This is a genomic window from Lentzea aerocolonigenes (assembly GCF_000974445.1).
Taxonomy (GTDB): domain Bacteria; phylum Actinomycetota; class Actinomycetes; order Mycobacteriales; family Pseudonocardiaceae; genus Lentzea; species Lentzea aerocolonigenes.
This window is the reverse complement of record NZ_BBOJ01000019.1, coordinates 35,920-58,620: the sequence shown is the minus strand read 5'-3', so window position 1 is coordinate 58,620 and position 22,701 is coordinate 35,920. Positions and strand designations below refer to the sequence as shown.

Sequence of the window (22,701 nt, the reverse complement as noted above, 5' to 3'; positions counted from 1 at the left end):
CCTTGCTCGAGACCGTTCTACAGTCACGTTGCTTCCTGTGAAATGACCGTTGCAACATGTGCAATCGGAGGGTGCGATGAGGCTGAAGACACTCGTGGCCGTGCTGGGCGTGGGCGCGGTGGTCGCCTGCGCACCGGTGCAGTCCGGACCGACCGGTTCAGGCACCGACGAGAAGACCGGGCAGCTGCGCGTGTGGCTGTTCGACGAGGTCAACCGCGGTCCCAAGGAAGCCGTGGTCAAGGAGGCGATCTCCGAGTTCCAGGGCAAGCACAGCGGCGTCACCGTCGACGTCCAGTACATCCAGGTGTCCAGCCGGGCGGAACGCTTCAAGGCCGCGTTCAGCGACCCGAAGAGCGCGCCGGACGTCGCCGAGTTCGGCAACACCGACCTCGCGGGCTACGTCTCCGCGGGTGGCTTCTCCGAGCTGGACCTGTCGAGTTGGAGCGAGTCCAAGGACCTGGTCCCGACGATCCTCGACACGGCCAAGGTCGACGGCAAGACCTACGGCGTGCCGTGGTTCGTCGGCGTCCGCGCGCTCTACTACCGCACGGACGTCTTCACCGAGCTCGGCCTCAAGCCGCCGGCCACGCTCGACGAGATCGCGCCGCTCGCCAGGCAGATCCGGCAGCGCAAGCCGGACCTGCTCGGCATCTCCGCCGGTGGCAAGTACCTCTTCGCGGCACTGCCGTTCATCTGGGCGCAGGGCGGCGACATCGCGAAGCAGGACGGCGGCAAGTTCACCGCCACCGTCGACAGCGCCGAGGCCAAGGCCGGTGTCGCGAAGTACACCGAGCTGATCAAGGACGACATCTGCCCGCCCGCCACCTGCGCGGGCAACGGCGGTGACGCGAGCGTCGAGCAGTTCCGCGCGGGCAAGGCCGCGATGACCATCGGCGGCGACTTCAACCGCAAGTCCGTCGACGCCAGCAGTGCCGCGGGCAAGTACGCCGTCGTGCCGCTGCCCGGCAAGACCTCGGGCTCGATCGCACCCGCGTTCGCCGGCGGCAACCTGCTCGGCGTCATGAAGGGCACGCAGCGCAAGACGCTCGCCAACGAGTTCACGCAGCTGCTCGCGTCGAAGAAGTACCAGCAGAAGATGTACACGGCGATGGGCAATCTGCCGACGTTCAGCGACGTGCAGAAGCAGGTCAGCGACTCAGACAAGTTCCTGGAGCCGTTCACGAAGACCCTGCAGTCCGGCACGAAGTTCGTCCCCGTCACGCCGGCGTGGGCGAAGATCGAGGCGCAGGCCGTGGTGCCGACGATGCTGCAGGAGGTCGTCACCGGCGCGAAGAACGTCGACACGGCCACCGCGGACGCCACCAAGACGATGAACGCGGCCTTCTCATCGTGAGCATGACGGCCAGAGGTCAGGGGCGGACCGCGTTCGCCTACCTGACACCGGCGCTGCTGGTGCTGGCGGGCCTGCTGGCCTACCCGATCTACCAGCTGGTGCTCATCTCGCTCTACGACTACGGCCAGGAGCAGGTGAGCGGCGGCGCGCCGCTCACCTTCCTCGGCCTCGGGAACTACCAGAACCTGTTGGGAAACCAGCAGTTCTGGACGGTCCTCGGGCAGACCGTCGCGTTCGCGGCGGTCTGCGTGGTCGGCACGTTGCTGGTGGGCGCGTTTCTCGCAATCCTCGCGACCAGGGTCCGCACCTGGGTGCGGATGACGTTGTTCCTGGCGGCGCTCGGCGCGTGGTCCACGCCCGCCGTCGCCGGGTCGACGATCTGGCTGTTCCTGTTCGACGCGAACTTCGGGTTCGTCAACGAGGTCCTGGGCATCCAGGGCTTCTCCTGGACGTTCGACAAGTGGACGGCGTTCGGACTCGTTGCGGCACAGGTGATCTGGTGCTCGTTCCCGTTCGTCATGGTGACGCTCTACGCGGGCATCAAGGCGATTCCGGGTGAGGTGCTGGAGGCAGCCGCACTCGACGGCGCGTCGGCGTTCCGCACGGCGTGGAGCGTCACGCTGCCGTTGCTGCGGCCGATCATCCTCGTGGTGACGATCCAGTCGATCATCTGGGACTTCAAGGTCTTCACACAGATCTACGTGATGACCAACGGTGGCGGCATCGCCGGGCGCAACCTCGTGCTCAACGTCTACGCCTACCAGCAGGCGTTCGCGGCCTCGGAGTACGGCCTGGGCGCGGCGATCGGTGTCGTGATGACCGTGCTGCTGCTGGTGATCACGTTGTTCTACCTGCGCGCGCTGCGGCGGTCGGGGGAGGTCCTGTGAAGCGCCGGCTGACCGAGGGATTCGTCCTGATCATCGCCGCGGTCGTGGCGTTCCCGCTGTTCTGGATGGTGCTGTCCGCGTTCAAGCCGGAGGACGAGATCATCTCGGCCGACCCGGTGCCGTGGACGACGCGGCCAACCCTCGACAGCTTCACGCGGGCGCTGACCGTCGCGAACTTCGGGCGCTACTTCCTGAACAGCGTGATCGTCGCGCTGGTCGTGGTGGTGCTGAGCATCCTGATCTCGTTCCTGGCGGCGACCGCGCTCACCCGCTTCCGGTTCCGCAGCCGCACGACGCTGCTGATCATGCTGCTCGTCGTGCAGATGGTGCCGGTGGAGGCGTTGACCGTGCCGCTGTTCTTCCTGATGCGGTCGGTCGGTGACAGCGTTCCGGCGTTCGGGCTGAACCACCTGGGCTCGCTCGTGCTGGTGCACCTGGCGTTCAGCCTGCCGTTCGCGATCTGGATGTTGCGCGGGTTCGTCGCGGCCGTGCCGGTCGAGCTGGAGGAGGCCGCGACCCTGGACGGCGCCTCGCGGTTCCGGTTCCTCTGGCAGGTGCTGTTCCCGCTCGTGGCGCCGGGGCTGGTGGCGACGAGCGTGCTGTCGTTCATCCACGCCTGGAACGACTTCCTGTTCGCCAAGACGTTCATCATCTCCGCCGTGGAGAACCAGACCCTGCCGCTGGCGCTCCAGGTGTTCGTCAAACCCGACCAGAACGATTGGGGCGCGATCATGGCGGGCTCCACCCTGATGACCATCCCCGTGCTCATCTTCTTCATGCTCGTGCAGCGCCGTCTGGTGTCCGGACTCGCCGGGGCGGTGAAGGGATGAACCTCCTTCCGCGCCCGGTGTCCTATGTGGACGGCGGCAGGCTCTGCGCGTACAGCGGCTGGGAGACGGTTCTCGTCGACGGCCCCGCCGGTGGCTATCGGCTGCTGTCGGGTGACGACGGCGTGCTGATCGAGGCGCACGACGCGGCCGGCGAGATGAACGCGTTGCAGACCCTGCGGCAGCTGCTCGGCCCGCAGGCGTTCCGGGCGGCGGGCGCGAAGCCGTCGGTGATCCCCGCCTGCGAGATCGTGGACCACCCGCGGTTCCCGTGGCGCGGCGTGATGCTGGACGTGGCGCGGCACTTCCTGCCCAAGCGGGAGGTGCTGCGGTACGTCGAGCTGCTGTCCGTGCACAAGCTCAACGTCCTGCACCTGCACCTGACCGACGACCAGGGCTGGCGGTTCGAGTCCGAGCGCTACCCGAAGCTCACCGAAGTCGGGTCGTGGAGGGAGGACTCGCGGTTCGGCGATCGGCGCTCCGGCGGCATGGCGGGCCGTCCGCACGGCGGCTTCTACACGCAGGACGACCTGCGGGAAATCGTGGAGTACGCACGGCAGCGGCACATCATTGTCGTCCCGGAGATCGACATCCCTGGCCATTCGCAGGCGGCGATCGCGGCGTACCCGGAGCTCGGTGTGCACGGTGGTGGCGTGTGGACCGACTGGGGCGTCAACGAACGCGTGCTGAACACCGAGGAGTCCACAGTGGACTTCTATCGGAACGTGTTCGACGAGCTGATGGACGTGTTCCCGTGCGAGTTCATCGGACTCGGTGGCGACGAGGCGCCCGGTCACGACGGCGAGCTGGTGCGGGCGATCGCGAAACACGTCGTGCGCAGCGGTCGGCGGCCGTACGGGTGGGACGAGGTCCTGGAGTCCGGTCCGCTGCCGGCGGGCACGGTGGTCGCTTCGTGGCGCGGTGTCGAAGGCGGCGTCACGGCGTTGCGCGAGGGCCACGACGTGGTGATGTGCCCTGAGCAGCACGTTTATCTGGACTACCGGCAGAGCGAGTCGCCTGACGAACCGATCCCGGTGGGGACGGTGACCACGCTGGAGGACGTCTACGCGTGGGATCCGGTGCCCGACGGGCTGACCGGTGAAGAGCCTGGCCGCTTGCTGGGGGCCCAGGCGAACATCTGGACCGAGCACCTCGACTCGGCCCGGCGGGTGGACTACGCGGCGTTCCCGAGGCTGGCCGCGTTCGCCGAGGTCGTGTGGTCCCCGGCGGAGAAGGATCCTGGTTTCGTGCAACGGCTGGCGGAGCACCACCTGCCGCGCCTGGACGCGCTGGGAGTGGAGTACCGGCCCCTGGACGGCCCGCTCCCGTGGCAGACGCTCCCCGGTGTTCCGGGGTTCCCGCGCTGATCAGCAGGGGTGGTGTCCCCCACCCCTGCCGACGGTCACGTGCGCGTTAGTGGTTCCCATGTCGATCACATCGCAGCGTCTTCCTCGGGCATGAGGATCCAGGCGGCGACGTAGAGGATCGCTCCGGTGCCGAACCCGAGCAGCGTCGCCGCCACCAGGATGATCCGCAGGATCGCGGCGTCGACACCGATCATCTTCGCGACACCGCCGCAGACGCCGGCGATCATCTTGTCGCTCCGGCTGCGGCGGAGCTTCTTGACCTGGTCTGTGGCTTCGTTGAGCACGTTGTTCGTCATGGCTCAAGAATCGTGAAATCCGGGCCCTCGCACATCGGTGACCACCCCGAATCCGACCCTGAGGCTTACTCTGAGGTTCATGGAGTCCCCTGAGGAGCTGGCGTCAGGGCTCGACCGCGCGGGGTACCTCCCCGACGGCGGCATCGCCACGGCGGCGTTCCTCGCGCTCCGGATGGGACGGCCGCTGTTCCTCGAAGGCGAACCCGGCACCGGCAAGACCTCGCTCGCGCTGGCGCTCGCCAAGGCGACGGACGTGCCGCTGATCCGCCTCCAGTGCCACGAGGGCATCGACGCCACCCAGGCCCTCTACGACTGGGACTACCCGCGCCAGCTCATGCACCTGCGCGTGCTGGAGACGAAGGGCGAGGTCGACGAGGCCTCCCTCTACACACGACGGTTCCTGCTGGCCAGGCCGTTGCTCCAGGCGCTCGAGAACGCGCCGTGCGTGCTGCTCGTGGACGAGATAGACAGGGCGGACGACGAGTTCGAGGCGTTCCTGCTGGAGGTGCTGTCCGAGAACGCGGTGAGCATCCCCGAGTTCGGTGAGATCAGGGCCTCGACGCCGCCGATGACCGTGCTGACCTCGAACCGGACGCGCGAGGTGCACGACGCGTTGAAGCGCCGCTGCCTCTACCACTGGCTGGAGCACCCGTCGCCCGAACGCGAGGTCGCGATCCTGCGCCGCACCCTGCCCGGCCTCGACGGACGCCTCGCGGAGCAGGTCGCGCAGGCCGTCCACAAGATGCGCGGGCTCGACCTGCTGAAGCCGCCGGGTGTGGCCGAGTCGCTGGACTGGGCGCGGGCGCTCCAGGCGCTGGGACGGACCGAACCGGACGTGACGACGCTCGGGGCCGTGCTGAAGTACCGCGAGGACGCGGAACGCGTGATCGGGAGCACAATCGTGGGGTGACCGAAGCCTGCGTGGGGTTCACGCGCGTCCTGAGGGGCGCCGGGCTCGCGTGCGGGCCGGATCGCGTCCAGGCGTACCTGCGGGCCACCGAGCACGTCGACCTCTACTGGGCCGGGCGCCTCACGTTGTGCGCCGACCCGGACGACCTGCCGCGCTACGACGCCGCCTACCGGGCGTACTTCGGGGGCGTGCCACCCCGTCCGCGCACGACGATCGAGCTCGACTCGGTCACCGTCGGTGTCGCCGCTTCCGACGTGGAAGTGCTGCGCCACAAGGACATCTCCGAGTTCAACGCGGCACCGCTGATCGCCAGGCTGAACCCGCTCCCGCCGCGCAGGAGGTCCAGAAGGCTGCGGAAGGCCCGTCGCGGCCGCATGGACCTGGCGCGCACGGTCCGCGCGATGATCGAGATGGGCGGCGAGATCACCCGGCCGCGTCATCGCAGGAGAGGTGTGAAAGCGCGCAGGCTCGTGCTGCTGATCGACGTGTCCGGCTCGATGGCGGCCTACTCCGACGCGCTGCTGCGGTTCGCGCACGTCATCGCGCACGCCATGCCCGTCGAGGTGCGCACGATCGGCACGCGGCTCACCCGCGTCACCCGTCAGCTGAAGGAACGCGACCCGGAACGGGCGCTGCGAGCCGCCGGACGGGCGATCCCCGACTACGAGGGCGGCACGCGGCTCGGTGAGGCGTTGCGCCGGTTCAACCAGCAGTGGCGGCAACGCGGTGCGGTCGTCGTGCTGTTCAGCGACGGCTGGGAACGCGGCGATCCGACGTTGCTGGCCGACGAGATGGCGAGGCTGAGACGGGTGAGCCACAAGGTCATCTGGGCCAACCCGCACGCGGGCAAGCCCGGATATCGGCCAGTGCAGAGCGGTGTGGTGGCGGCGCTCCCGCACGTCGACACGATGGTCGCCGGCCACAGCGTGCACGCTCTCGAAGAACTGCTGAAGGAGGTCCGCCGTGCGTGATGTCCTGTTCGACCTCGCGGAACGGGTGGCGAACGGCGAGACGGTCGGCGTCGGCACCGTGGTCGCGACCTTCAGCTCGGCGCCGCGGCCCGCGGGCGCGGCGATGCTGGTGACGCAGGACGGCGAGGCGATCGGCAGCGTGTCCGGCGGCTGCGTCGAGGGTGCCGTCTACGACCTCGCGCAGGCCACCGACAGTCCGGTGTTGCAGCGGTACGGGGTGAGCGACGACGACGCGTTCGCGGTCGGGCTGACCTGCGGCGGGATCATCGACATCTACGTCGAGAAGATCAACGCCGAGACGTTCCCGCAGCTCAGCGAGGTTGTTGAGACGGTGCGCGCCGAGGAGCCGGTGGCCGTCGCGACCGTCGTCGAGCACCCGGACGGCATCGGCGGGCGCCTGGTCGTCTGGCCCGACCGCCGCTCCGGCAGCCTCGGCTCCGGCCGCATCGACGACGCCGTCACGGACGACGCGCGCGGCATGCTGGCGAGCGGCCGCAGCGGGGTCCTCCAGTACGGCCCGGACGGTCAGCGGCGAGGTGAGGGCATGAGCGTGTTCGTGAACTCGTTCGAGCCGCCGCCGCGCATGCTCGTGTTCGGTGCGATCGACTTCGCCGCCGCGCTGGCCAGGCTCGGAGCCTTTCTCGGTTATCGCGTGACCGTGTGCGACGCACGACCCGTGTTCGCGACGCGGTCCCGGTTCCCCGAGGCGGACGAGGTCGTTGTGGACTGGCCACACCGGTATCTGGAACGTGAGGCGTCCAAGCTCGACGAACGCACGGTCATCGCGGTTCTGACGCACGACCCGAAGTTCGACGTCCCGTTGCTGGAAGTCGCGTTGCGACTGAAGGTCGGCTACATCGGAGCGATGGGATCCCGCCGCACGCACGAAGATCGGCTGCAACGGTTGCGGGAAGCGGGTTTGAGCGAGGGCGAGCTGGCGGCTCTGGCCTCGCCGATCGGCCTGGACCTGGGCGCGCGCACGCCGGAGGAGACCGCGGTGTCGATCGCCGCCGAGATCATTTCCTTGCGGTGGAAGGGAAGCGGCCGCCGGCTCGTCGATCTTGGTGAACCGATCCACCACTGATCGGGTTGTTGAATCACGAACAGGGGAGGAGGCTGGAGTGGCCCTCGTCACACCTGCTGCCCACCCCTGGGAGGGTTCATGCACATCTCGGTCAACGTCGACGGAGTGACGTACGCCGACGAGGTCGAACCAAGGCTCCTGCTCGTCCACTACCTGCGGGAGCGTTTGGGCAAGACCGGCACCGTCGTCGGCTGCGACACCGGGAACTGCGGCGCGTGCACGGTGCACCTCGACGGCCACAGCGTGAAGTCGTGCCAGATGTTCGCGGTCCAGGCGAACGGACACGAGATCACCACGATCGAAGGTCTCGCCCGCGACGGCAAGCTGCACCCGGTGCAGGAGGCGTTCCGCACGAACCACGCGTTGCAGTGCGGTTTCTGCACGCCCGGCATGATCATGCAGGCCATCGACCTGCTCGCCGACGAGCCGGACCCCGACGACGAGACCGTGCGGAAGGGCCTGGAGGGCAACCTCTGCCGCTGCACGGGCTACCAGAACATCGTCCGCGCGGTCCAGGACGCCGCCCAGCGGATGAAGCCGGGCGCCGGACCCAAGATCGAGCAGCACAGCGATGAGCACGTCACCGCGAAACAGCCGGTAGGTGGGGAATGACCGCCACCGCGGAACCGGAAGTCGGCAAGGCCCGGCTCCGCAAGGAGGACGCCCGACTCATCACCGGTCAGACCAGGTGGACCGACAACATCCAGCTGACCGGCATGCTGCACATGGCGGTGCTGCGCAGTCCCGTCGCCCACGCGCGGATCCGCAACATCGACTGCAGCCGCGCGACCGCGATGCCCGGTGTCGCCGTCGTCCTCACCGGTGAGGACTTCGCGGCGGAGCAGGGCTCGCTGCCCTGCGCGTGGCCGATCACCGAGGACATGAAGTCGCCCCCGGCCCCCGCGCTGGCCGTCGACCAGGTCAACTTCGCCGGTGAGGCCGTTGCCCTGGTGATCGCCGACAGCCCCTACCGGGCCGCGGACGCCCTGGCCGAGATCGACGTCGACTACGACGAGCTGCCGGTCGTGCTCGACCTGGAAGAAGCCTTGCGGGACACCGATCTGGTGCACCCGGACCTCGGCACGAACAAGTGTGCGACGTGGGTCTTCGATTCGGCCGAGGCAGGGAGCGGTACGAACGTCGAGGACGAGATCTCCTCGGCGGAGGTCGTGATCGAGCGGACGTTCCGGCAGCAGCGGCTGATCCCGTCGTTCATGGAACCGCGTTCGGTCGTGGTGGACCCGAGCGCCGGCATGTTCACGATCTGGTCCGCCACGCAGATCCCGCACATCCTGCGCTGGATGCTCTCGGCCGTCACGGGCATCGCCGAGCACAAGATCCGCGTGATCGCGCCGGACGTCGGCGGAGGGTTCGGCGGCAAGCTCCAGGTCACGCCGGAGGAGCTGCTGTGCCTGCTGGTCGCGCGGCGGATGGGCCGTCCGGTGAAGTGGACGGAGTCGCGCACCGAGTCGATGCTGTCGGGCCACCACGGCCGCGACCAGATCCAGAAGATCACGCTGTCCGCCCGGCGCGACGGCACCGTCACCGGGCTGAAGGTCGAGCTGCTCGCGGACATGGGCGCGTACCTGCGGCTGGTCACGCCGGGCATCCCGATCCTCGGCGCGTTCATGTTCAACGCGATCTACAAGTTCCCGGCCTACCGGTTCGTGTGCACGAACGTCTTCACGAACAAGGTGCCGACGGACGCGTACCGCGGTGCCGGACGGCCGGAGGCCACGTTCGCGATCGAGCGGATGATGGACGAGCTCGCCGTCGAGCTGGGCATGGACCCGATGAAGATCCGCGAGATGAACTGGATCAAGCACGAGGAGTTCCCGTTCAACACGGTCGCCGGGCTCACCTACGACTCCGGCAACTACGAGGCCGCGACGGCGCGTGCGATGGAGCTGTTCGGGTACGACGACCTGCGCGAGGAGCAGGCACGCCGGCGTGCGGACGGTTCAGCGGTCCAGCTGGGTATCGGAATCTCCACCTACACCGAGATGTGCGGTCTTGCGCCGTCCCGCGTGCTGGGCGCTTTGCGTTATGGCGCAGGCGGTTGGGAGACCGCGTCGATCCGCATGCTGCCCACCGGCAAGGTCGAGGTGATCACCGGAACCTCCCCGCACGGGCAGGGCCACGAGACGGTGTGGTCGCAGATCGTCGCCGACCGGCTCGGTGTGCCGTTCGAGGACGTCGAGGTGCTGCACGGGGACACGGCCTCGTCGCACAAGGGCATGGACAGCTACGGGTCTCGTTCGCTGGCCGTCGGTGGGACTGCTCTGGTGCACGCGGCGGACAAGGTGCTCGCGAAGGCCCGCACGCTGGCCGCGCACATGATGGAGTGCGACGAGGCGGACGTGGAGTTCGCGTCCGGGTCGTTCTCCGTGCGGGGCACGTCGACCGCTCGGACGTTGAGCGACGTCGTGCTGGCCGCGCACGTGGCGCACGACCTGCCCGAGGGCATGGAGCCCGGCATGGACGCCGACGCCACGTTCGACCCGGACAACTTCTCGTTCCCGCACGGAACCCATTTGTGCGCAACGGAAGTCGACACGGAGACCGGCGTGGTGAAGATCCGGTCGTACGTCGCGGTGGACGACGTCGGCACGGTCGTGAACCCGTTGATCGTCGACGGCCAGGTGCACGGCGGGCTGGCGCAGGGCATCGCGCAGGCGTTGTACGAGGAGGCCGTCCACGACGAGATGGGCACGCTGACGACGGCGACGTTCGCCGACTACCTCGTGCCGTCCGCGGCGGACCTGCCGGCGTTCCTGACGGCGCGCACGTCGACCCCGGCGACGAGCAACCCGTTGGGCGCCAAGGGAGTCGGCGAGGCGGGCACGATCGCCTCGACGCCCGCCGTGGTGAACAGCGTCCTGGACGCCGTGCGGCACCTGGGCGTGCGGGACATCGAGATGCCGTTGTCGCCGGAACGCGTGTGGACGGCGCTGCAGGGCCGCAAGGCCGACGACGCGGGTGAAGTGGCAGCGGGTGGGCTCGGTTCGATCGACGCGCAGGGAGGACAGTCGTGATCCCGGCGGAGTTCAGGTACCTGTTCCCGTCCACTGTGGACGAAGCCGTGCGGATGCTCGCCGACGAGGGCGAGGATGCGAAGATCATCGCGGGCGGCCAGTCCCTGGTGCCGGTGCTGCGCATGCGGCTGGCGGCACCGACCGCGTTGATCGACATCGGCGGTCTGACCGAGCTGACGGGCGTGCGCGACGACGGCGACTCGTTGCTCATCGGTGCCATGACCACGCACTACGAGGTGCAGCGCGACCATCTGATCCACGACCACGCGTTGTTGTTGAAGCTGGTCACGGACACGGTGGCCGACCCGCAGGTCCGGCACCGCGGCACGTTCGGCGGCTCGCTGTGCCACGCCGACCCCGCCGGTGACCTGCTGGCGCCGGCTCTCGCACTGGACGCCGTGATGATCATCGCTGGTCCTGGTGGCCGTCGTGAGGTGCCCGCGGCGGAGTTCTTCGTCGACTACTTCACCACCGCGCTGGCGCCCGACGAGATCCTCATCGATGTCAGGGTGCCGAAATACACCGGTTGGGGAGCGCACTACGAGAAGCTCAACCGGGTCGCGCAGGCGTGGTCGATCGTCGCGGTCGCGGCGGCCGTGCAGGTTCGCGGCGGCACGATCGAGGCTGCTCGCGTCGGCCTCACCAACGTCGGTTCCGGGCCCGTGCGCGCGGTCGACGTGGAGTCGGCGCTGGTCGGCCAGCCCGTGTCGGCGATCGCCGAGGCGGCGCTGCGGGCGTCGTCCGGTGACGGCTACAAGGACAACCTGGCTCGGGTGCTCACCGGGCGTGCGCTGACCGCGGCGGTAGCGGGATGAAGTTGACGCATTCGTTCGTCTCACCGGCCCCGGCCGAGGACGTGTGGGAGGCGCTGCTCGACCCGGAGCGGGTGGCGCCGTGCCTGCCGGGCGCCACGCTGACCTCGGTCGACGGCAAGACGTTCAACGGGGAGGTGAAGGTCAAGCTCGGCCCGGTGCAGCTGCTGTACCGGGGCAGCGGCGAGTTCGTGGAGATCGATCCGGTGCTGCGCCGCGCCGTGATGAAGGCCGCGGGCAAGGACGCCCGCGGCAACGGCACGGCGTCGGCGACCGTGACGTTCCAGGTGGGCGACACGGTCGAGGTCGAGACGGACCTGAGCGTGACCGGCCGTCCGGCCCAGCTGGGTCGTGGGCTGATCTCCGAGGTCAGCGGCAAGCTCGTCGACCAGTTCGCCGAATGCCTGGCGAGCACGCTGGGATCGGTGGATCCTGACGAGGTGGCCCAACAGCAGCATCTCCGAGTGGTCCCCGACGAGCCGATCGATCTGATCGACACGGCAGGCGTCCCCGTCCTGAAGCGCGTGCTGCCCGTCGCGGCGGCGGTGCTGGCGGTCGTGCTGTTCGTGGTCCTGCGACGCAGGCGGCAGCGCTGAGGCGTGTTCACCGGTGGTCGGCGCTTGCGCTGGCCACCGGTTTCGCGCTGTCCGGGTGCACCGGCTCCCCGGTCGTCATCACCTCCGCGCCACCGCCGTCGCCCACCTCGTCGGGCCCGCCCCCGCCGCGGTCGTTCACCCTGACCGCCGGCGGCGACGTGCTCATCCACCCGGCGCTGACCGACCAGGCAGTGGCCGACGGCGGTGCCGCTGGCCGCAACTTCCTGCCGCTGTTCGAGGGCGTGAAGGACACGCTGAAGGCCGACCTGTCCCTGTGCCACCTGGAGGTGCCGCTGGGACCGAAGGAGGGCCCGTTCTTCGGCTACCCGGCCTTCCTCGCCCCGCCCGAGGTGGCGAAGGGCCTGGTCGACGTCGGCTACGACTCGTGCTCGACCGCCTCGAACCACACGCTGGACCGCGGTGTCTCGGCCATCCAGACGACTTTGGATGCGATGGACGCCGTCGGTCTGAAGCACACGGGCTCGTTCCGCACGCCGGAGGAGGCCGCGGCGCCGCTGATCCTGGACGCGGGCGGGGTGAAGGTGGCTCAGCTGTCGTTCACCTACGGCTTCAACGGCATCCCGCTGCCCCAGCCGTGGCGAGCGAACCAGATCAACGCGACCAAGATCCTCGCCGACGCCCGCGCCGCCCGTGCCGCCGGAGCCGAGGTCGTCGTGCTGTCCGTGCAGTGGGGCAACGAGTACCAGCACGAGGCCACCGCCGACCAGAAGGCCCTGGCCCGCCAACTGCTCGCCGACCCGGCCCTGGACCTGATCATCGGCACGCACGTCCACGTGGTGCAGCCGTTCGAGAAGATCGGCAAGAAGTGGGTCGCCTACGGGCTGGGCAACGAGGTCGCCCGGCACGCCGAGCCTCGCGGAGTCACCGAGGAGGGGGCGATCGCGCGGTTCAAGTTCGAGGAGGGGGCTGAGGGGTGGAGCGTCGTCGAAGCCTCGTACACGCCCACGCTGGTCGAACTGGGGCCGCCGATCCGGCTGGTGGACCTGACGCGGGTGCCGGCTTCGGCGCGGCGGACCGAGGCGATCAACCGGACCGAGGGCGTGGTGTTCAGCCTGGGGGCTGCCGGGCAGGGGCTGACCAGGGCCAAGCCCTGATCAGCCGAAGGTGTGGAATTGCGGGACAGTTTGGAGCACCTCCATGTGCGACGGTTGCTGAGACGGAAGGAGACGCAATGATCGCGGTACCCAACAGGTCTCCGAGGCGTCTGTCTGCTGTCGCAACGGGTCTGCTGACCGTTGCTCAGTACGCCGCTCTCGGAGAAACCGAAGACGGCTATACAGAACTGGTTGAAGGCCGTCTGCAAATGACCCCGAGTCCCAACCCGCGTCACAACATCATCCTGGGTGAGCTCTACACCCAGATTCGAAAACAGGTGCCCGACGGGTACCGAGTGATTCAGGACATCGACATCAATCTGCAACTGGCGCCGGCGGACAAGCCAGGGTTCGTGCGTCGGCCTGACGTGATCGTGGTGAGCCAGGCCGAGGTCGACAGGGTGGCCGGCGAAGGTGGCCTGCTCCGTGCTTCGGAAGTCGTGCTGGTGGTGGAGATCCTGTCGCCGAGTTCGAAATGGACCGACTGCAGGGCCAAACGTGACGAGTACGCCAGCGCCGGCATTCCGTTCTACTGGATCATAGATGTCGGCCAACCGGTGACTTTGACCGCGATGCACCTCACAGAGTCCTGCTATGAGGAAGCACCTGCACAAACAGTCGCTTACAAGGCGGCTGATCCTTTCCCGGTAACGATCGACATCGATCAGCTCTGCTGACTGAGCTTGCTCAACACCCTGTCGTACCGAGAAATCCAGGCCTCTGCGATCACATCGTTCGCGAACTCTTCGACGCGGTCCGGCACGGGTGGCTTGGTGAGCACCGGCAGATAGCCGCCGACCGGTGCGAGTGAATCACTCGTGACATCGCCCTCCAGCAGCGAGAGCGTCGCCAGCCCGCACGCGTAGTCGAGCTGCGGAAGCGCCGCCGCCAGCGCGACTCCGGCGGCCATGCCCACCGAGGTTTCGAGGGCGGACGACACCACGCACGGCAGCCCGCACGCCTCGGCGATCTCGAGCGCCCGGCGCACACCCCCGAGCGGCGCCACCTTGATCACCGCGATGTCCGCGGCACCGGCCACCGCCACCTTCAACGGGTCCTCGGCCTTGCGGATCGATTCGTCCGCCGCGATCGGCACGTCCACCCTTTTGCGGACCTTCGCGAGCTCGTCCAGAGTGCGGCACGGCTGTTCCACGTACTGGAGCCCGCCGGCCGCCTTGTCCATGGCCCTGATCGCCGTGACGGCCGTGTCGACGTCCCACATCATGTTCGCGTCGACCCGCACGAAACCTTGTGGCCCCAAGGCGTCCCGGACCGCTTCGAGCCTCGCGCAGTCATCGTCCAGAGTGGACTCCGCGACCTTCACCTTGGCGGTGGAGCAGCCTGAGATCTTGACGATCTCATGCGCTTTGTGTGGCTCGACCACCGGAACTGTGCAGTTGACCGGGATCCTCGAACGCACCGGTGCCGGCCAACCCTCGTTCGCCGCTTCGAGCGCGCAGGCCAGCCACGGCGCGGCCTCGTCGTCGTCGTACTCCTCGAACGGGCAGAACTCGCCCCACCCGGCCGGCCCCTCGACGAGCAGTCCGGTGCGCCGGGTGATGCCGCGGAACCGGACGCGCATCGGAATGGAGTAGACGTGCACGCGCCGATTCAAGCGCACTTCCGCGCCTCCAGCGAATGCCCGCCGCCGCGCAGGTTCACGGTGCCGGCGGACTGGATGCCGAGCAACGTGCAGACGATCTGCTGCACGGCAACGGGACTGAGCTGCGAGACATCGCTGGAAAGCGTGACGTCGAGCCCGCTGGCGACCCGGTCGACGACGGCAGGCGCGGCGTCGAACGGCACCTCGGTGCTCAGGCCGCGGGACTGCTCGGCGTTGGTGGGGCCCTGGGCGAGCAGAGCGATCACGTCGTAGCCGCTCACGCTGCCCAGGGGTCGGCTGACCGGGATCACCTTGCCGTCGGAGACCCAGTAGAGCGACGGCGACGTGTTCTCGACGGGGCCGCTGGGGGCTTCGAGGCCGGGGATGGGCTCGGTGGGGCGGATGCCGCAGGCGGTGAGCGCGGTGAGGGCCACCGCGGCCAGGGCGAGGTTGCGCAGGGGACGGGTCAGCGCGGCCAGGCCGAGGTTGCGCGGGGGTCGGGTCAGCGTTGCCGGGCCGGGCTTGTGCGGGGGACGGGCCAGCGTTGCCGGGCCGGGCTTGTGCGGGGGTCGGGTCAGCGCTGTCAGGTCGAGGTTGCGCAGGGTGCGAGCCAGCGCTGTCAGACCGAGGTTGCGCGGAGGGCGGGTCGTCAGCGTTGCCGGGCCGGGCTTGTGCGGGGGTCGGGTCAGCGCTGTCAGGTCGAGGTTGCGCAGGGTGCGAGCCAGCGCTGTCAGACCGAGGTTGCGCGGAGGGCGGGTCGTCAGCGTTGCCGGGTCGGGGTTGCGCGGGGGTCGGGTCAGCGCTGCCAGGCCAAGCTTGCGCAGGGGTCCCCTCCCAGGGGTCCCCCTGTTCTCATTCTCCCAGCCGGCACCGACAGTTTTCCGCTTCACGACTCGCCTCCCAGCGGCAGCCGCAGCGTGAACAGCGCCCCGCCACCGGGCCGGTTCGCCGCGGCCAGCGTCCCGCCGTGCAGCCGCGCGTTCTCCCACGCGATCGCCAGCCCCAGCCCGCTGCCCTTCGACCGTCCCCGAGCCGAGTCCGCCTTGTAGAACCGCGCGAACACGTGCGGCAGCACCTCCGCGGCCAACCCCGGACCGGAGTCCGCCACCTCGATCACCAGGAACGCCTCCGACACCGACAGCGACAACGTCACCGGCGGCGACCCGTGGCGCAGCGCGTTGCCGACCAGGTTCGCCACGATCACGTCCAGCCGCCGCGGGTCCAGCCGGGCGCGCACCCCGGACGGCAGCGACGCCGTCACGTCGGTGAAGCCGCGCATTCGCAGGGTCGCGCGCACCACGTCCGCCACGTCGAAATCGTCCAGCGCCAGTGCCGCCGTTCCCGAGTCGAAGCGGGTGACCTCGATCAGGTCGTTCACGAGGCGAGTCAGGTTCTGCGTCTCGCGGTTCACCAGCCGCGCCGCCTGGCCGGCGACGCCGGGCAGTGCGGCCGTTTCCGCGTCCAGCACGTCGGTCACGGCGGTCATCGCGGTCAGCGGGGTGCGCAGCTCGTGTGACACGTCGGCCACGAACCGGCGGGCGTCCGCCTCCATCCGCCGCAGCTCGCCCACGTGGTGTTCCAGGGACGACGCCGTGCTGTTGAACGTCGACGCGACGGACGCCAGCTCGTCCCGGCCCCGCACCGGCACCCGTGCGGTCAGGTCGCCCTGGCCCAGCCGCCACGCGGCCAGCTGCAGCTCGCGGACGGGGCGCAGCACGCCGCGGGACGCCAGGAAGGCCAGGGCGAGGGCCAGGACCAGGCCCGCGCCGCCGATGAGCCACGCGTTGCGCGCCAGCTCGTCCACCACCTCGATCTCCGATGTGAACGGCCGCAGCACGTACACCTCGATGCCGGACGTGTCGCCTGAGCTCACCCGCAGCTGCATGCCCACGACCAGCCACACCCCGCCCGCGTACGGCACGCGCTGCCAGCCCACGCGGCCGGACGACACCAGGGCGCGCAGCTCCGGCGTGATCACCGAGGCGTCCATGCTGCCCGACGACTGGCCGTTGGCTGAGGCCAGCGCCGTGCCCTCGCGGCCGGAGACCTTCCCTGCGATGCGCTCCAGCGCCGCAGCGTCGGGTGGCCGGGCGGGCAACGGGTAGAGCTGCTCCACGCGGTTCGTGGTCTCGATGACGGCGTTGTCCTGCGCGCGTTGGACGATGGCGTCGCGAGAGCGCACGTAACCGGCGCCCGCCACCGCCACCGCGGTCACGATGCTCAGGAAGGCGAACGCGAGCAGCAGCCGCAGCCGCAGCGTCACAGCGGGCCGAACCGGTAGCCGAAGCCGCGCACAGTCTGCACGTAGGACGGCGCCGCCGGGTCGTCCTCGATCTTGGAGCGCAGCCGCTGCACGCAGGCGTCGACCAGCCGCGAGTCGCCGAGGTAGCCCTGGTCCCACACCGACTCCAGCAGCTGCTGCCGCGACATCACCCGGCCCGGCGACGACGAGAGCTCCAGCAGCAACCGCAGTTCGGTGGGGGCCAACGACACCGGCCGCCCGAGCCGGGTCACCACGAGGCCGTCGCGGTCGATCGTGAGGTCGCCGTGGCGTTCGGCCACGACCTCGACCACGGGCGCGGACGACCGTCGCAGCACCGCGCGGATGCGGGCCTCCAGCACGCGGGCCTGGGCGGGTTTGGCCACGTAGTCGTCGGCACCGGCCTCCAGCCCCGCGACCACGTCGATGTCGTCGTTGCGCGCCGTCAGCATGATGATCGGCAGGTCGCGGGACGCGCGGATGCGGCGGCACACCTCGAACCCGTCCACGCCCGGCAGCATCAGGTCCAGCACCACCACGTCGGGTGTGGAGCGGCCGAGCAGCTCAAGACCTTCCTCGCCCGTGCGCACCGCGTCCACGGTGTGTCCCTGGTAGGTCAGGGCGAGCGACAGTCCCTCGCGGACCGCCTCGTCGTCCTCGATCAGCAGTACGCGCGGCATGACCTCCAGCCTTCCGGACAGGTCTCATGAGGACGTTCTTGCCACGTCATGGTTGCGTAACGACCGTCCGTGCGCAGTTGTTGCGCGGCCATCACTCCGCGCGCACACGGGTCCGAAAACCTCTGCGGCATGCGAAAAGTGCTCCTGGTGACGAGCTTCGCGATGCTCGTCACCGCCACCCCCGCGGCGGCTGTGCGCGGCGGCGTCGAGGCCCCGGCGCCTTACCCGTTCTCCGGCTCCCTGCAACGGCCGGACTCACCGCGCGAGGACGGCCACACCTGCGGCGTCACGCTGGTCGCCCCGACGTGGGCCGTGACCGCGGGCCACTGCACCAAGAACAACCCGAGCGGTGCCCAGGTCGGCCGCCCGAAGGACTGGACGGTCCGGCTCGGCACCACGGACGCGGGCAGTGGCGGTGAGGTGATCGCGGTCGAGCGGTTCATCACCTACTCGCCGTATCCCGTCCACGAAGGCGACATCGGGCTGCTGAAGCTGAAGAAACCGGCGAGGACCAAGCCCATCGCGCTGCCGGCGGCCCGGCCCGCCGAAGGCACGACCACGCGGATCCTCGGCTGGGGCATGACGTGCGACCGCCGCGCGCCCGAGTGCTACCCGAAGAAGCTGCGCGAGGCCGACACCGTGGTCCAGCCGGTGCAGGCCTGCGACGGCATCGCGGCGGATCGCGAGCTCTGTATCGGGGCGCTCGACGGCAGCGTGGCCGCGACGAACATGGACTCCGGCGGCCCCGGACTCGTCCGCGTAGGCGACCGCTGGGTGATCGCGGGTGTCGTGAGCGGCTCCGGCGGCGATGACCGGCCGGTCATGTACACCGACATCACCCACTTCAAGGGCTGGATCGACGACGTCGTCACCGGGAAGCTGAACCCGCCGGACACCCCGGTCCCGAACCTCGAAGGTGCCGCCGTGATCGCCGGCGTCTGTTCCGCGTCCGTGGTCAGGACCGACCACAGCAAGCCCCACGACCAGGCCCTTCTGCTCACCAACGGCCACTGCGTCCCGGAACGCCCCGCGCCCGGCCACACCCTGTCCGACGTCGCGATGGACCTCCCGGTGACCATCGGCGACCGCCAGGGCTACCTCCAGGCCAAGGCCAGGACGACCCGTCTCGTCCACGCGACCATGACCGGCACCGACACCGCGCTGTTCCGGCTGGACCAGACGTACGCGCAGCTCCAGGCCAAGCGCGTGAAGATCTTCAAGCTCTCCGACAGGTCAGCGGAGCCCGGTCAGCAGGTCGAGATCATCTCGGCGGGCAACGGCAAGCGCTTCAGCTGCACCATCGACGCCGTGGTCCCGCATCTGCGCGAAGAGGGCTACACGCAGGACAGCGCCTATCGGTACAGCCCCGAGTGCACGCCGTCGCACGGCGGTTCGGGCTCACCGATCGTGCTCAAGGACGGCGTCACGGTCGTCGGTGTCCACAGCACGGGCAACGACAGCGGCGAGCAGTGCACGGCCAACAACCCGTGCGAGGTCGCGGCGGACGGCACGGTGACAGTGCGCCAGGGTGCCCGCTACGGCCAGCAGGTCGAGCAGCTAGTCCAGGGCGGCGGTGTGGCGTAGCTGCTCCGGAGTCGGGTCGGCCACGAGCACCTGCAACGCGGCCGCGAACTGGTCGAAGCGCCGGTCGAACTCGGCCAGTTCGCGCGACGGCTCCGCGACCAGCGCCGCCCGTCCCGCCCTGGGCACGGCGGTGGCCAGCGCGTCCCGCAGGGGCTGGGACCGGCGCAACGCCACGAGCAACGTCCACAGTCTCTGCTCGACCAGCGCCACCTGCACCGGGTCACCGGTGACGCGCAGGAAGTCCGCTCGCACGGCGGTGGCGCGGCGGCGTTGCGCCGGGCACGTGAAGTCGGCCGACCGGACGACCTGCGTGTCCGGCGCCGACCTGGCGAGCGACTCCTCCGACCGGAACCTGCTGCGGGGCGCAGTTCCGGCCGGGTTCCACATCCACCAGGTGGTCATCCGACCAGGTCGTCCGCGTCGACGATCTTGTACGCGTAGCCCTGCTCCGCCAGGAACCGCTGGCGGTGCGCGGCGTAGTCGGTGTCGAGCGTGTCGCGCGCGACGACCGAGTAGAAGTGCGCCTGCCGCCCGTCACCCTTGGGGCGCAGGATCCGGCCGAGCCGCTGCGCCTCCTCCTGGCGCGACCCGAACGTGCCGGACACCTGGATGGCGACGGACGCCTCCGGCAGGTCGATGGAGAAGTTCGCCACCTTCGACACGACGAGCGTGCGCAGCTCACCGCGACGGAACTGGTCGAACAGCTCCTCGCGCTCCTTGTTCTTCGTCGATCCCTTGATCACCGGCGCCCCCAGCTCCTCGCCCAGCTCGTCGAGCTGTTCCAGGTAAGCACCGATCACCAGAGCCGGCTCGTCGGGATGCTGGTCGAGCACCCGCCGAACGACGGGGATCTTCGTCCTGGCGGTCGAGCAGAGCTTGTAGCGCTCCTCGGGCTCCGCGGTCGCGTACTGCAGCCGCTCGTTGTCCGTCAGCGTCACGCGGACCTCGGTGCACTCGGCGGGAGCGATCCAGCCCTGCGCCTCGATGTCGCGCCACGGCACGTCGTAGCGCTTCGGCCCGATCAACGAGAAGACGTCGCCCTCCTGGCCGTCCTCGCGCACCAGGGTCGCGGTCAGCCCCAGACGACGACGAGACTGCAGGTCAGCGGTCATCCGGAAGACCGGCGCGGGCAGCAGGTGGACCTCGTCGTAGACGATCAGGCCCCAGTCGCGCGAGTCGAACAGCTCCAGGTGCTTGTACTCGCCCTTCGACTTGCGGGTGATCACCTGGTAGGTCGCGATGGTGACCGGGCGGATCTCCTTGCGCTCGCCCGAGTACTCGCCGATCTCGTCCTCGGTCAGAGACGTCCGCGCGATCAGCTCCCGCTTCCACTGCCGGCCCGCCACGGTGTTCGTGACCAGGATCAACGTGGTCGCCTGCGCCTCGGCCATCGCCGCCGCGCCGACCAGCGTCTTGCCCGCGCCACAGGGCAGCACGACCACCCCGGAGCCACCGGCCCAGAACGCCTGGGCGGCCAGTCGCTGGTAGTCGCGCAGCTTCCAGCCGTTCTCGTCGAGCTCGATCGGGTGCGCCTCGCCGTCGACGTACCCGGCGTGGTCCTCGGCCGGCCAGCCGACCTTGAGCAGCAGCTGCTTGAGCCGTCCGCGCTCGCTCGGGTGCACGACGACCGTGTCGTCGTCGATCCGCGCACCGAACATCGGCGCGATCTTCTTGTTGCGCAGGACCTCTTCGAGGACCGCGCGGTCGTTGGAGTGCAGCACCAGGCCGTGCGCCGGGTTGTTGGTCAGCACCAGCCGCCCGAACCGGCTCATCGTGTCGACCACGTCCACCAGCAGCGGCTGCGGCACGGGGTAGCGGCTGAACCGCACCAGCGCGTCCACCACCTGCTCGGCGTCGTGGCCCGCCGCACGGGCGTTCCACAGCGCCAACGGCGTGACGCGGTACGTGTGCACGTGCTCCGGCGCACGTTCCAGCTCGGCGAACGGTGCGATCGAGGTGCGCGCGTCGTCGGCCAGCGGGTGGTCGACCTCGAGCAGCAGCGTCTTGTCCGACTGGACGATCAAGGGGCCATCGGTCACGCCCACAAGTCTCCCTGACGACGCCAAATGTGTTCGACCTGCGTCAACTGGCGACGAGATGTGTGAGGCGACACACGCAGCCAACACGACGTGTCGTACTTTCTCGCCCATGAGCACCGAGTCGACTGATCCCGTCGAGCCACCGGCCACGGTGGCGCCGGCTCCTGAGGACGCCGAGACCGACGAGTCGCCCAAGAACAACAACTGGTTGAAGTTCGTCATCGTCGGCGTCCTGGCAGTAGTGCTGGTCGGCGGTGGCGTCTGGGCGCTCACGGCGCTCAACAGCACGAAGGTCGGCGACTGCGTCAGCGCGTCGCCGAAGGACGTGGACAAGCCGGACGGCGAGTGGAACATCTCGTCGAAGAGCTGCGGCGACGCGGCGGCCACGCACAAGGTCGCCAAGGTGCTCAAGAGCGCCGAGGACCCGTGTCCGGACGAGGGCATCTACGAGCAGATGAAGTCCGGCAGCGACTTCATGTGCCTCATGCCGAACCTGGCCGAGGGCAACTGCTACACGTCCAGCGACGACGGCGCCTTCAAGAAGGAGGCGTGCACGACCGAGTCGCCGGTGAAGATCGTGAAGAAGGTCAACGGCCTGCCCCAGGAGGGCACCGCGTGTCCCGAGGGCTCCAGCGAGCTGAGGTTCACCGAGCCTGCCGAGGTCTACTGCATGGGCGTGCACGGAGACTCCTGATCGGGTGAACTCGGTTGAGTTGAGCCCCTTCTGACGCCGATACCCAGGCCATGAAGAAGGTCGGCCTGGGTATCGCCGTTGTCCTCGCGCTCGTCCTGCTCGGCGGGTTCGTGATGAACCAGCTGGGCGGCGTGGCGGAGACCGCCCAGGTCGGCGACTGCGCGCAGATCTCCGGCGCGCTCGACGACCCGAAGTACACCGCGCTCGACTGCGCCTCGGAGAAGGCGAACGTCAAGATCGCCAAGGTCCTGCCGTGGAACGAGACCAAGTGCCCGTCCGGCGGCATGGACTACTCGACGTACACGGGCGACTCCACGCTCTGCCTGATGCCGAACTTCGTCGAGGGCGCCTGCTACGGCCAGAACTCCGACACCGGCATCGCCAAGGTCGACTGCACCACCAAGGACTCGGTGAAGGTCGCCAAGGTGCTCACCGGCAAGACCGACCACGCTGCCTGCGGAGACTCGCGCGCGGCGGTCTTCCCGGAACCCGCCGTCACCTTCTGCCTCGAACGCGGCGACCAGCACCAGTGATCTTCGGGTGAACCGCGCCGCGGCGACGGGTCCGCGTGGCACCCTCTGCGCGTG

The 22,701-nt window shown here is 69.3% G+C and carries 24 protein-coding genes; 16 read left to right on the top strand and 8 right to left on the bottom strand.

From position 1 onward, the window contains the following. Nucleotides 1-76: 76 nt before the first annotated feature. From AOM45_RS33365 to AOM45_RS33350, 4 genes are read left to right on the top strand one after another with little or no spacing between them, the layout of a single operon-like run. Nucleotides 77-1,354 (top strand): extracellular solute-binding protein, encoded by a 1,278-nt coding sequence (locus AOM45_RS33365; protein ID WP_030470906.1) that lies wholly within the window; start codon nucleotides 77-79, stop codon nucleotides 1,352-1,354. A 2-nt stretch (nucleotides 1,355-1,356) separates the two neighbouring features. Next, nucleotides 1,357-2,241: a carbohydrate ABC transporter permease gene (locus AOM45_RS33360; RefSeq protein ID WP_030470905.1), complete on the top strand. Its 885-nt coding sequence runs from the start codon at nucleotides 1,357-1,359 to the stop codon at nucleotides 2,239-2,241. Further along, nucleotides 2,238-3,071 carry a carbohydrate ABC transporter permease gene (locus AOM45_RS33355; RefSeq protein ID WP_030470904.1) on the top strand — a complete coding sequence of 278 codons (834 nt, stop codon included), beginning with the start codon at nucleotides 2,238-2,240 and terminating at the stop codon, nucleotides 3,069-3,071. Before AOM45_RS33360 ends, AOM45_RS33355 begins: the two co-directional genes overlap by 4 nt. Beyond that, nucleotides 3,068-4,435: a beta-N-acetylhexosaminidase gene (locus AOM45_RS33350; protein WP_030470903.1), complete on the top strand. Its 1,368-nt coding sequence runs from the start codon at nucleotides 3,068-3,070 to the stop codon at nucleotides 4,433-4,435. Before AOM45_RS33355 ends, AOM45_RS33350 begins: the two co-directional genes overlap by 4 nt. 65 nt (nucleotides 4,436-4,500) lie before the next feature. On the opposite strand, the gene AOM45_RS33345 is transcribed toward AOM45_RS33350, so the two are convergent. Continuing rightward, entirely contained in the window at nucleotides 4,501-4,731 is a 231-nt protein-coding gene (locus tag AOM45_RS33345; RefSeq protein WP_030470902.1) for a PspC domain-containing protein, read from the bottom strand. A 79-nt stretch (nucleotides 4,732-4,810) separates the two neighbouring features. Between AOM45_RS33345 and AOM45_RS33340 the strand changes: the two genes are divergently transcribed. The 7 genes from AOM45_RS33340 to AOM45_RS33310 all read left to right on the top strand — a co-directional run bounded on the left by AOM45_RS33340 (nucleotide 4,811) and on the right by AOM45_RS33310 (nucleotide 12,139). Then, nucleotides 4,811-5,641 (top strand): AAA family ATPase, encoded by an 831-nt coding sequence (locus AOM45_RS33340; protein ID WP_030470901.1) that lies wholly within the window; start codon nucleotides 4,811-4,813, stop codon nucleotides 5,639-5,641. Continuing rightward, nucleotides 5,638-6,612: a vWA domain-containing protein gene (locus AOM45_RS33335; RefSeq protein WP_030470900.1), complete on the top strand. Its 975-nt coding sequence runs from the start codon at nucleotides 5,638-5,640 to the stop codon at nucleotides 6,610-6,612. The genes AOM45_RS33340 and AOM45_RS33335 overlap by 4 nt, the downstream gene beginning before the upstream one ends. After that, on the top strand, nucleotides 6,605-7,696 hold the full coding sequence (locus tag AOM45_RS33330; protein ID WP_030470899.1) for an XdhC family protein: 1,092 nt from the start codon (nucleotides 6,605-6,607) through the stop codon (nucleotides 7,694-7,696). Before AOM45_RS33335 ends, AOM45_RS33330 begins: the two co-directional genes overlap by 8 nt. A 78-nt stretch (nucleotides 7,697-7,774) precedes the next feature. Beyond that, nucleotides 7,775-8,308 (top strand): (2Fe-2S)-binding protein, encoded by a 534-nt coding sequence (locus AOM45_RS33325; protein WP_030470898.1) that lies wholly within the window; start codon nucleotides 7,775-7,777, stop codon nucleotides 8,306-8,308. Next, a complete protein-coding gene (locus AOM45_RS33320) occupies nucleotides 8,305-10,731 on the top strand; it encodes a xanthine dehydrogenase family protein molybdopterin-binding subunit (RefSeq protein WP_030470897.1) in 2,427 nt (808 codons plus the stop codon). Before AOM45_RS33325 ends, AOM45_RS33320 begins: the two co-directional genes overlap by 4 nt. Next, the gene (locus AOM45_RS33315; protein WP_030470896.1) at nucleotides 10,728-11,546 is read left to right on the top strand and encodes an FAD binding domain-containing protein; all 819 of its coding nucleotides are present in this window, start codon (nucleotides 10,728-10,730) and stop codon (nucleotides 11,544-11,546) included. Before AOM45_RS33320 ends, AOM45_RS33315 begins: the two co-directional genes overlap by 4 nt. Continuing rightward, complete coding sequence (locus AOM45_RS33310) at nucleotides 11,543-12,139, top strand: SRPBCC family protein (RefSeq protein ID WP_030470895.1); 597 nt, start codon at nucleotides 11,543-11,545, stop codon at nucleotides 12,137-12,139. Before AOM45_RS33315 ends, AOM45_RS33310 begins: the two co-directional genes overlap by 4 nt. 7 nt (nucleotides 12,140-12,146) lie before the next feature. Here the strand turns inward: AOM45_RS33310 and AOM45_RS53875 are convergent, their stop codons facing one another. Then, on the bottom strand, nucleotides 12,147-12,305 hold the full coding sequence (locus AOM45_RS53875; RefSeq protein ID WP_308202680.1) for a hypothetical protein: 159 nt from the start codon (nucleotides 12,303-12,305) through the stop codon (nucleotides 12,147-12,149). Here AOM45_RS53875 and AOM45_RS33305 point away from each other — a divergent pair. Together AOM45_RS33305 and AOM45_RS33300 are read left to right on the top strand one after the other, a co-directional pair. Continuing rightward, nucleotides 12,298-13,254 (top strand): CapA family protein, encoded by a 957-nt coding sequence (locus AOM45_RS33305; protein ID WP_308202681.1) that lies wholly within the window; start codon nucleotides 12,298-12,300, stop codon nucleotides 13,252-13,254. The genes AOM45_RS53875 and AOM45_RS33305 overlap by 8 nt on opposite strands. A 77-nt stretch (nucleotides 13,255-13,331) precedes the next feature. Then, the gene (locus AOM45_RS33300; RefSeq protein WP_030470893.1) at nucleotides 13,332-13,931 is read left to right on the top strand and encodes a Uma2 family endonuclease; all 600 of its coding nucleotides are present in this window, start codon (nucleotides 13,332-13,334) and stop codon (nucleotides 13,929-13,931) included. Here the strand turns inward: AOM45_RS33300 and AOM45_RS33295 are convergent. From AOM45_RS33295 to AOM45_RS33280, 4 genes are read right to left on the bottom strand one after another with little or no spacing between them, the layout of a single operon-like run. Continuing rightward, the gene (locus AOM45_RS33295; protein ID WP_035912266.1) at nucleotides 13,919-14,857 is read right to left on the bottom strand and encodes an o-succinylbenzoate synthase; all 939 of its coding nucleotides are present in this window, start codon (nucleotides 14,855-14,857) and stop codon (nucleotides 13,919-13,921) included. The two genes, AOM45_RS33300 and AOM45_RS33295, sit on opposite strands and share 13 nt — an antisense overlap. Nucleotides 14,858-14,865: 8 nt before the next feature. Continuing rightward, nucleotides 14,866-15,747 carry a GerMN domain-containing protein gene (locus AOM45_RS50015; protein ID WP_059362822.1) on the bottom strand — a complete coding sequence of 294 codons (882 nt, stop codon included), beginning with the start codon at nucleotides 15,745-15,747 and terminating at the stop codon, nucleotides 14,866-14,868. Then, entirely contained in the window at nucleotides 15,744-17,120 is a 1,377-nt protein-coding gene (locus AOM45_RS33285) for an ATP-binding protein (protein WP_030470890.1), read from the bottom strand. Before AOM45_RS33285 ends, AOM45_RS50015 begins: the two co-directional genes overlap by 4 nt. Continuing rightward, on the bottom strand, nucleotides 17,117-17,797 hold the full coding sequence (locus tag AOM45_RS33280) for a response regulator (RefSeq protein WP_030470889.1): 681 nt from the start codon (nucleotides 17,795-17,797) through the stop codon (nucleotides 17,117-17,119). The genes AOM45_RS33285 and AOM45_RS33280 overlap by 4 nt, the downstream gene beginning before the upstream one ends. A gap of 129 nt (nucleotides 17,798-17,926) precedes the next feature. On the opposite strand from AOM45_RS33280, the gene AOM45_RS33275 reads away from it, so the two are divergent. After that, nucleotides 17,927-19,381 (top strand): trypsin-like serine protease, encoded by a 1,455-nt coding sequence (locus AOM45_RS33275; RefSeq protein WP_051784266.1) that lies wholly within the window; start codon nucleotides 17,927-17,929, stop codon nucleotides 19,379-19,381. Here the strand turns inward: AOM45_RS33275 and AOM45_RS33270 are convergent. Both AOM45_RS33270 and AOM45_RS33265 read right to left on the bottom strand, forming a co-directional pair. Further along, nucleotides 19,355-19,783 (bottom strand): hypothetical protein, encoded by a 429-nt coding sequence (locus AOM45_RS33270; protein ID WP_030470887.1) that lies wholly within the window; start codon nucleotides 19,781-19,783, stop codon nucleotides 19,355-19,357. The genes AOM45_RS33275 and AOM45_RS33270 overlap by 27 nt on opposite strands. After that, on the bottom strand, nucleotides 19,780-21,420 hold the full coding sequence (locus AOM45_RS33265) for a DNA repair helicase XPB (RefSeq protein ID WP_030470886.1): 1,641 nt from the start codon (nucleotides 21,418-21,420) through the stop codon (nucleotides 19,780-19,782). The genes AOM45_RS33270 and AOM45_RS33265 overlap by 4 nt, the downstream gene beginning before the upstream one ends. Nucleotides 21,421-21,529: 109 nt before the next feature. Here AOM45_RS33265 and AOM45_RS33260 point away from each other — a divergent pair, with 109 nt between their 5' ends. Both AOM45_RS33260 and AOM45_RS33255 read left to right on the top strand, forming a co-directional pair. Further along, nucleotides 21,530-22,114, top strand: coding sequence for an LppU/SCO3897 family protein (locus tag AOM45_RS33260; protein WP_030470885.1), 585 nt, complete (start codon nucleotides 21,530-21,532; stop codon nucleotides 22,112-22,114). Between the two features lie 50 nt (nucleotides 22,115-22,164). Continuing rightward, a complete protein-coding gene (locus tag AOM45_RS33255) occupies nucleotides 22,165-22,647 on the top strand; it encodes an LppU/SCO3897 family protein (protein ID WP_051784265.1) in 483 nt (160 codons plus the stop codon). Nucleotides 22,648-22,701: the final 54 nt, after the last annotated feature.

What these genes read in the sequence shown, in the direction of transcription:
- AOM45_RS33365 (WP_030470906.1), top strand. Translation starts at nt 77, where the DNA reads ATGAGGCTGAAGACACTCGTGGCCGTGCTGGGCGTGGGCGCGGTGGTC.
- AOM45_RS33360 (WP_030470905.1), top strand. Translation starts at nt 1,357, where the DNA reads ATGACGGCCAGAGGTCAGGGGCGGACCGCGTTCGCCTACCTGACACCG.
- AOM45_RS33350 (WP_030470903.1), top strand. Translation starts at nt 3,068, where the DNA reads ATGAACCTCCTTCCGCGCCCGGTGTCCTATGTGGACGGCGGCAGGCTC.
- AOM45_RS33345 (WP_030470902.1), bottom strand. Translation starts at nt 4,731, where the DNA reads ATGACGAACAACGTGCTCAACGAAGCCACAGACCAGGTCAAGAAGCTC.
- AOM45_RS33340 (WP_030470901.1), top strand. Translation starts at nt 4,811, where the DNA reads ATGGAGTCCCCTGAGGAGCTGGCGTCAGGGCTCGACCGCGCGGGGTAC.
- AOM45_RS33325 (WP_030470898.1), top strand. Translation starts at nt 7,775, where the DNA reads ATGCACATCTCGGTCAACGTCGACGGAGTGACGTACGCCGACGAGGTC.
- AOM45_RS33320 (WP_030470897.1), top strand. Translation starts at nt 8,305, where the DNA reads ATGACCGCCACCGCGGAACCGGAAGTCGGCAAGGCCCGGCTCCGCAAG.
- AOM45_RS33310 (WP_030470895.1), top strand. Translation starts at nt 11,543, where the DNA reads ATGAAGTTGACGCATTCGTTCGTCTCACCGGCCCCGGCCGAGGACGTG.
- AOM45_RS53875 (WP_308202680.1), bottom strand. Translation starts at nt 12,305, where the DNA reads ATGAGCACGTCGCCGCCGGCGGTCAGGGTGAACGACCGCGGCGGGGGC.
- AOM45_RS33300 (WP_030470893.1), top strand. Translation starts at nt 13,332, where the DNA reads ATGATCGCGGTACCCAACAGGTCTCCGAGGCGTCTGTCTGCTGTCGCA.
- AOM45_RS33280 (WP_030470889.1), bottom strand. Translation starts at nt 17,797, where the DNA reads ATGCCGCGCGTACTGCTGATCGAGGACGACGAGGCGGTCCGCGAGGGA.
- AOM45_RS33275 (WP_051784266.1), top strand. Translation starts at nt 17,927, where the DNA reads ATGCGAAAAGTGCTCCTGGTGACGAGCTTCGCGATGCTCGTCACCGCC.
- AOM45_RS33270 (WP_030470887.1), bottom strand. Translation starts at nt 19,783, where the DNA reads ATGACCACCTGGTGGATGTGGAACCCGGCCGGAACTGCGCCCCGCAGC.
- AOM45_RS33260 (WP_030470885.1), top strand. Translation starts at nt 21,530, where the DNA reads ATGAGCACCGAGTCGACTGATCCCGTCGAGCCACCGGCCACGGTGGCG.
- AOM45_RS33255 (WP_051784265.1), top strand. Translation starts at nt 22,165, where the DNA reads ATGAAGAAGGTCGGCCTGGGTATCGCCGTTGTCCTCGCGCTCGTCCTG.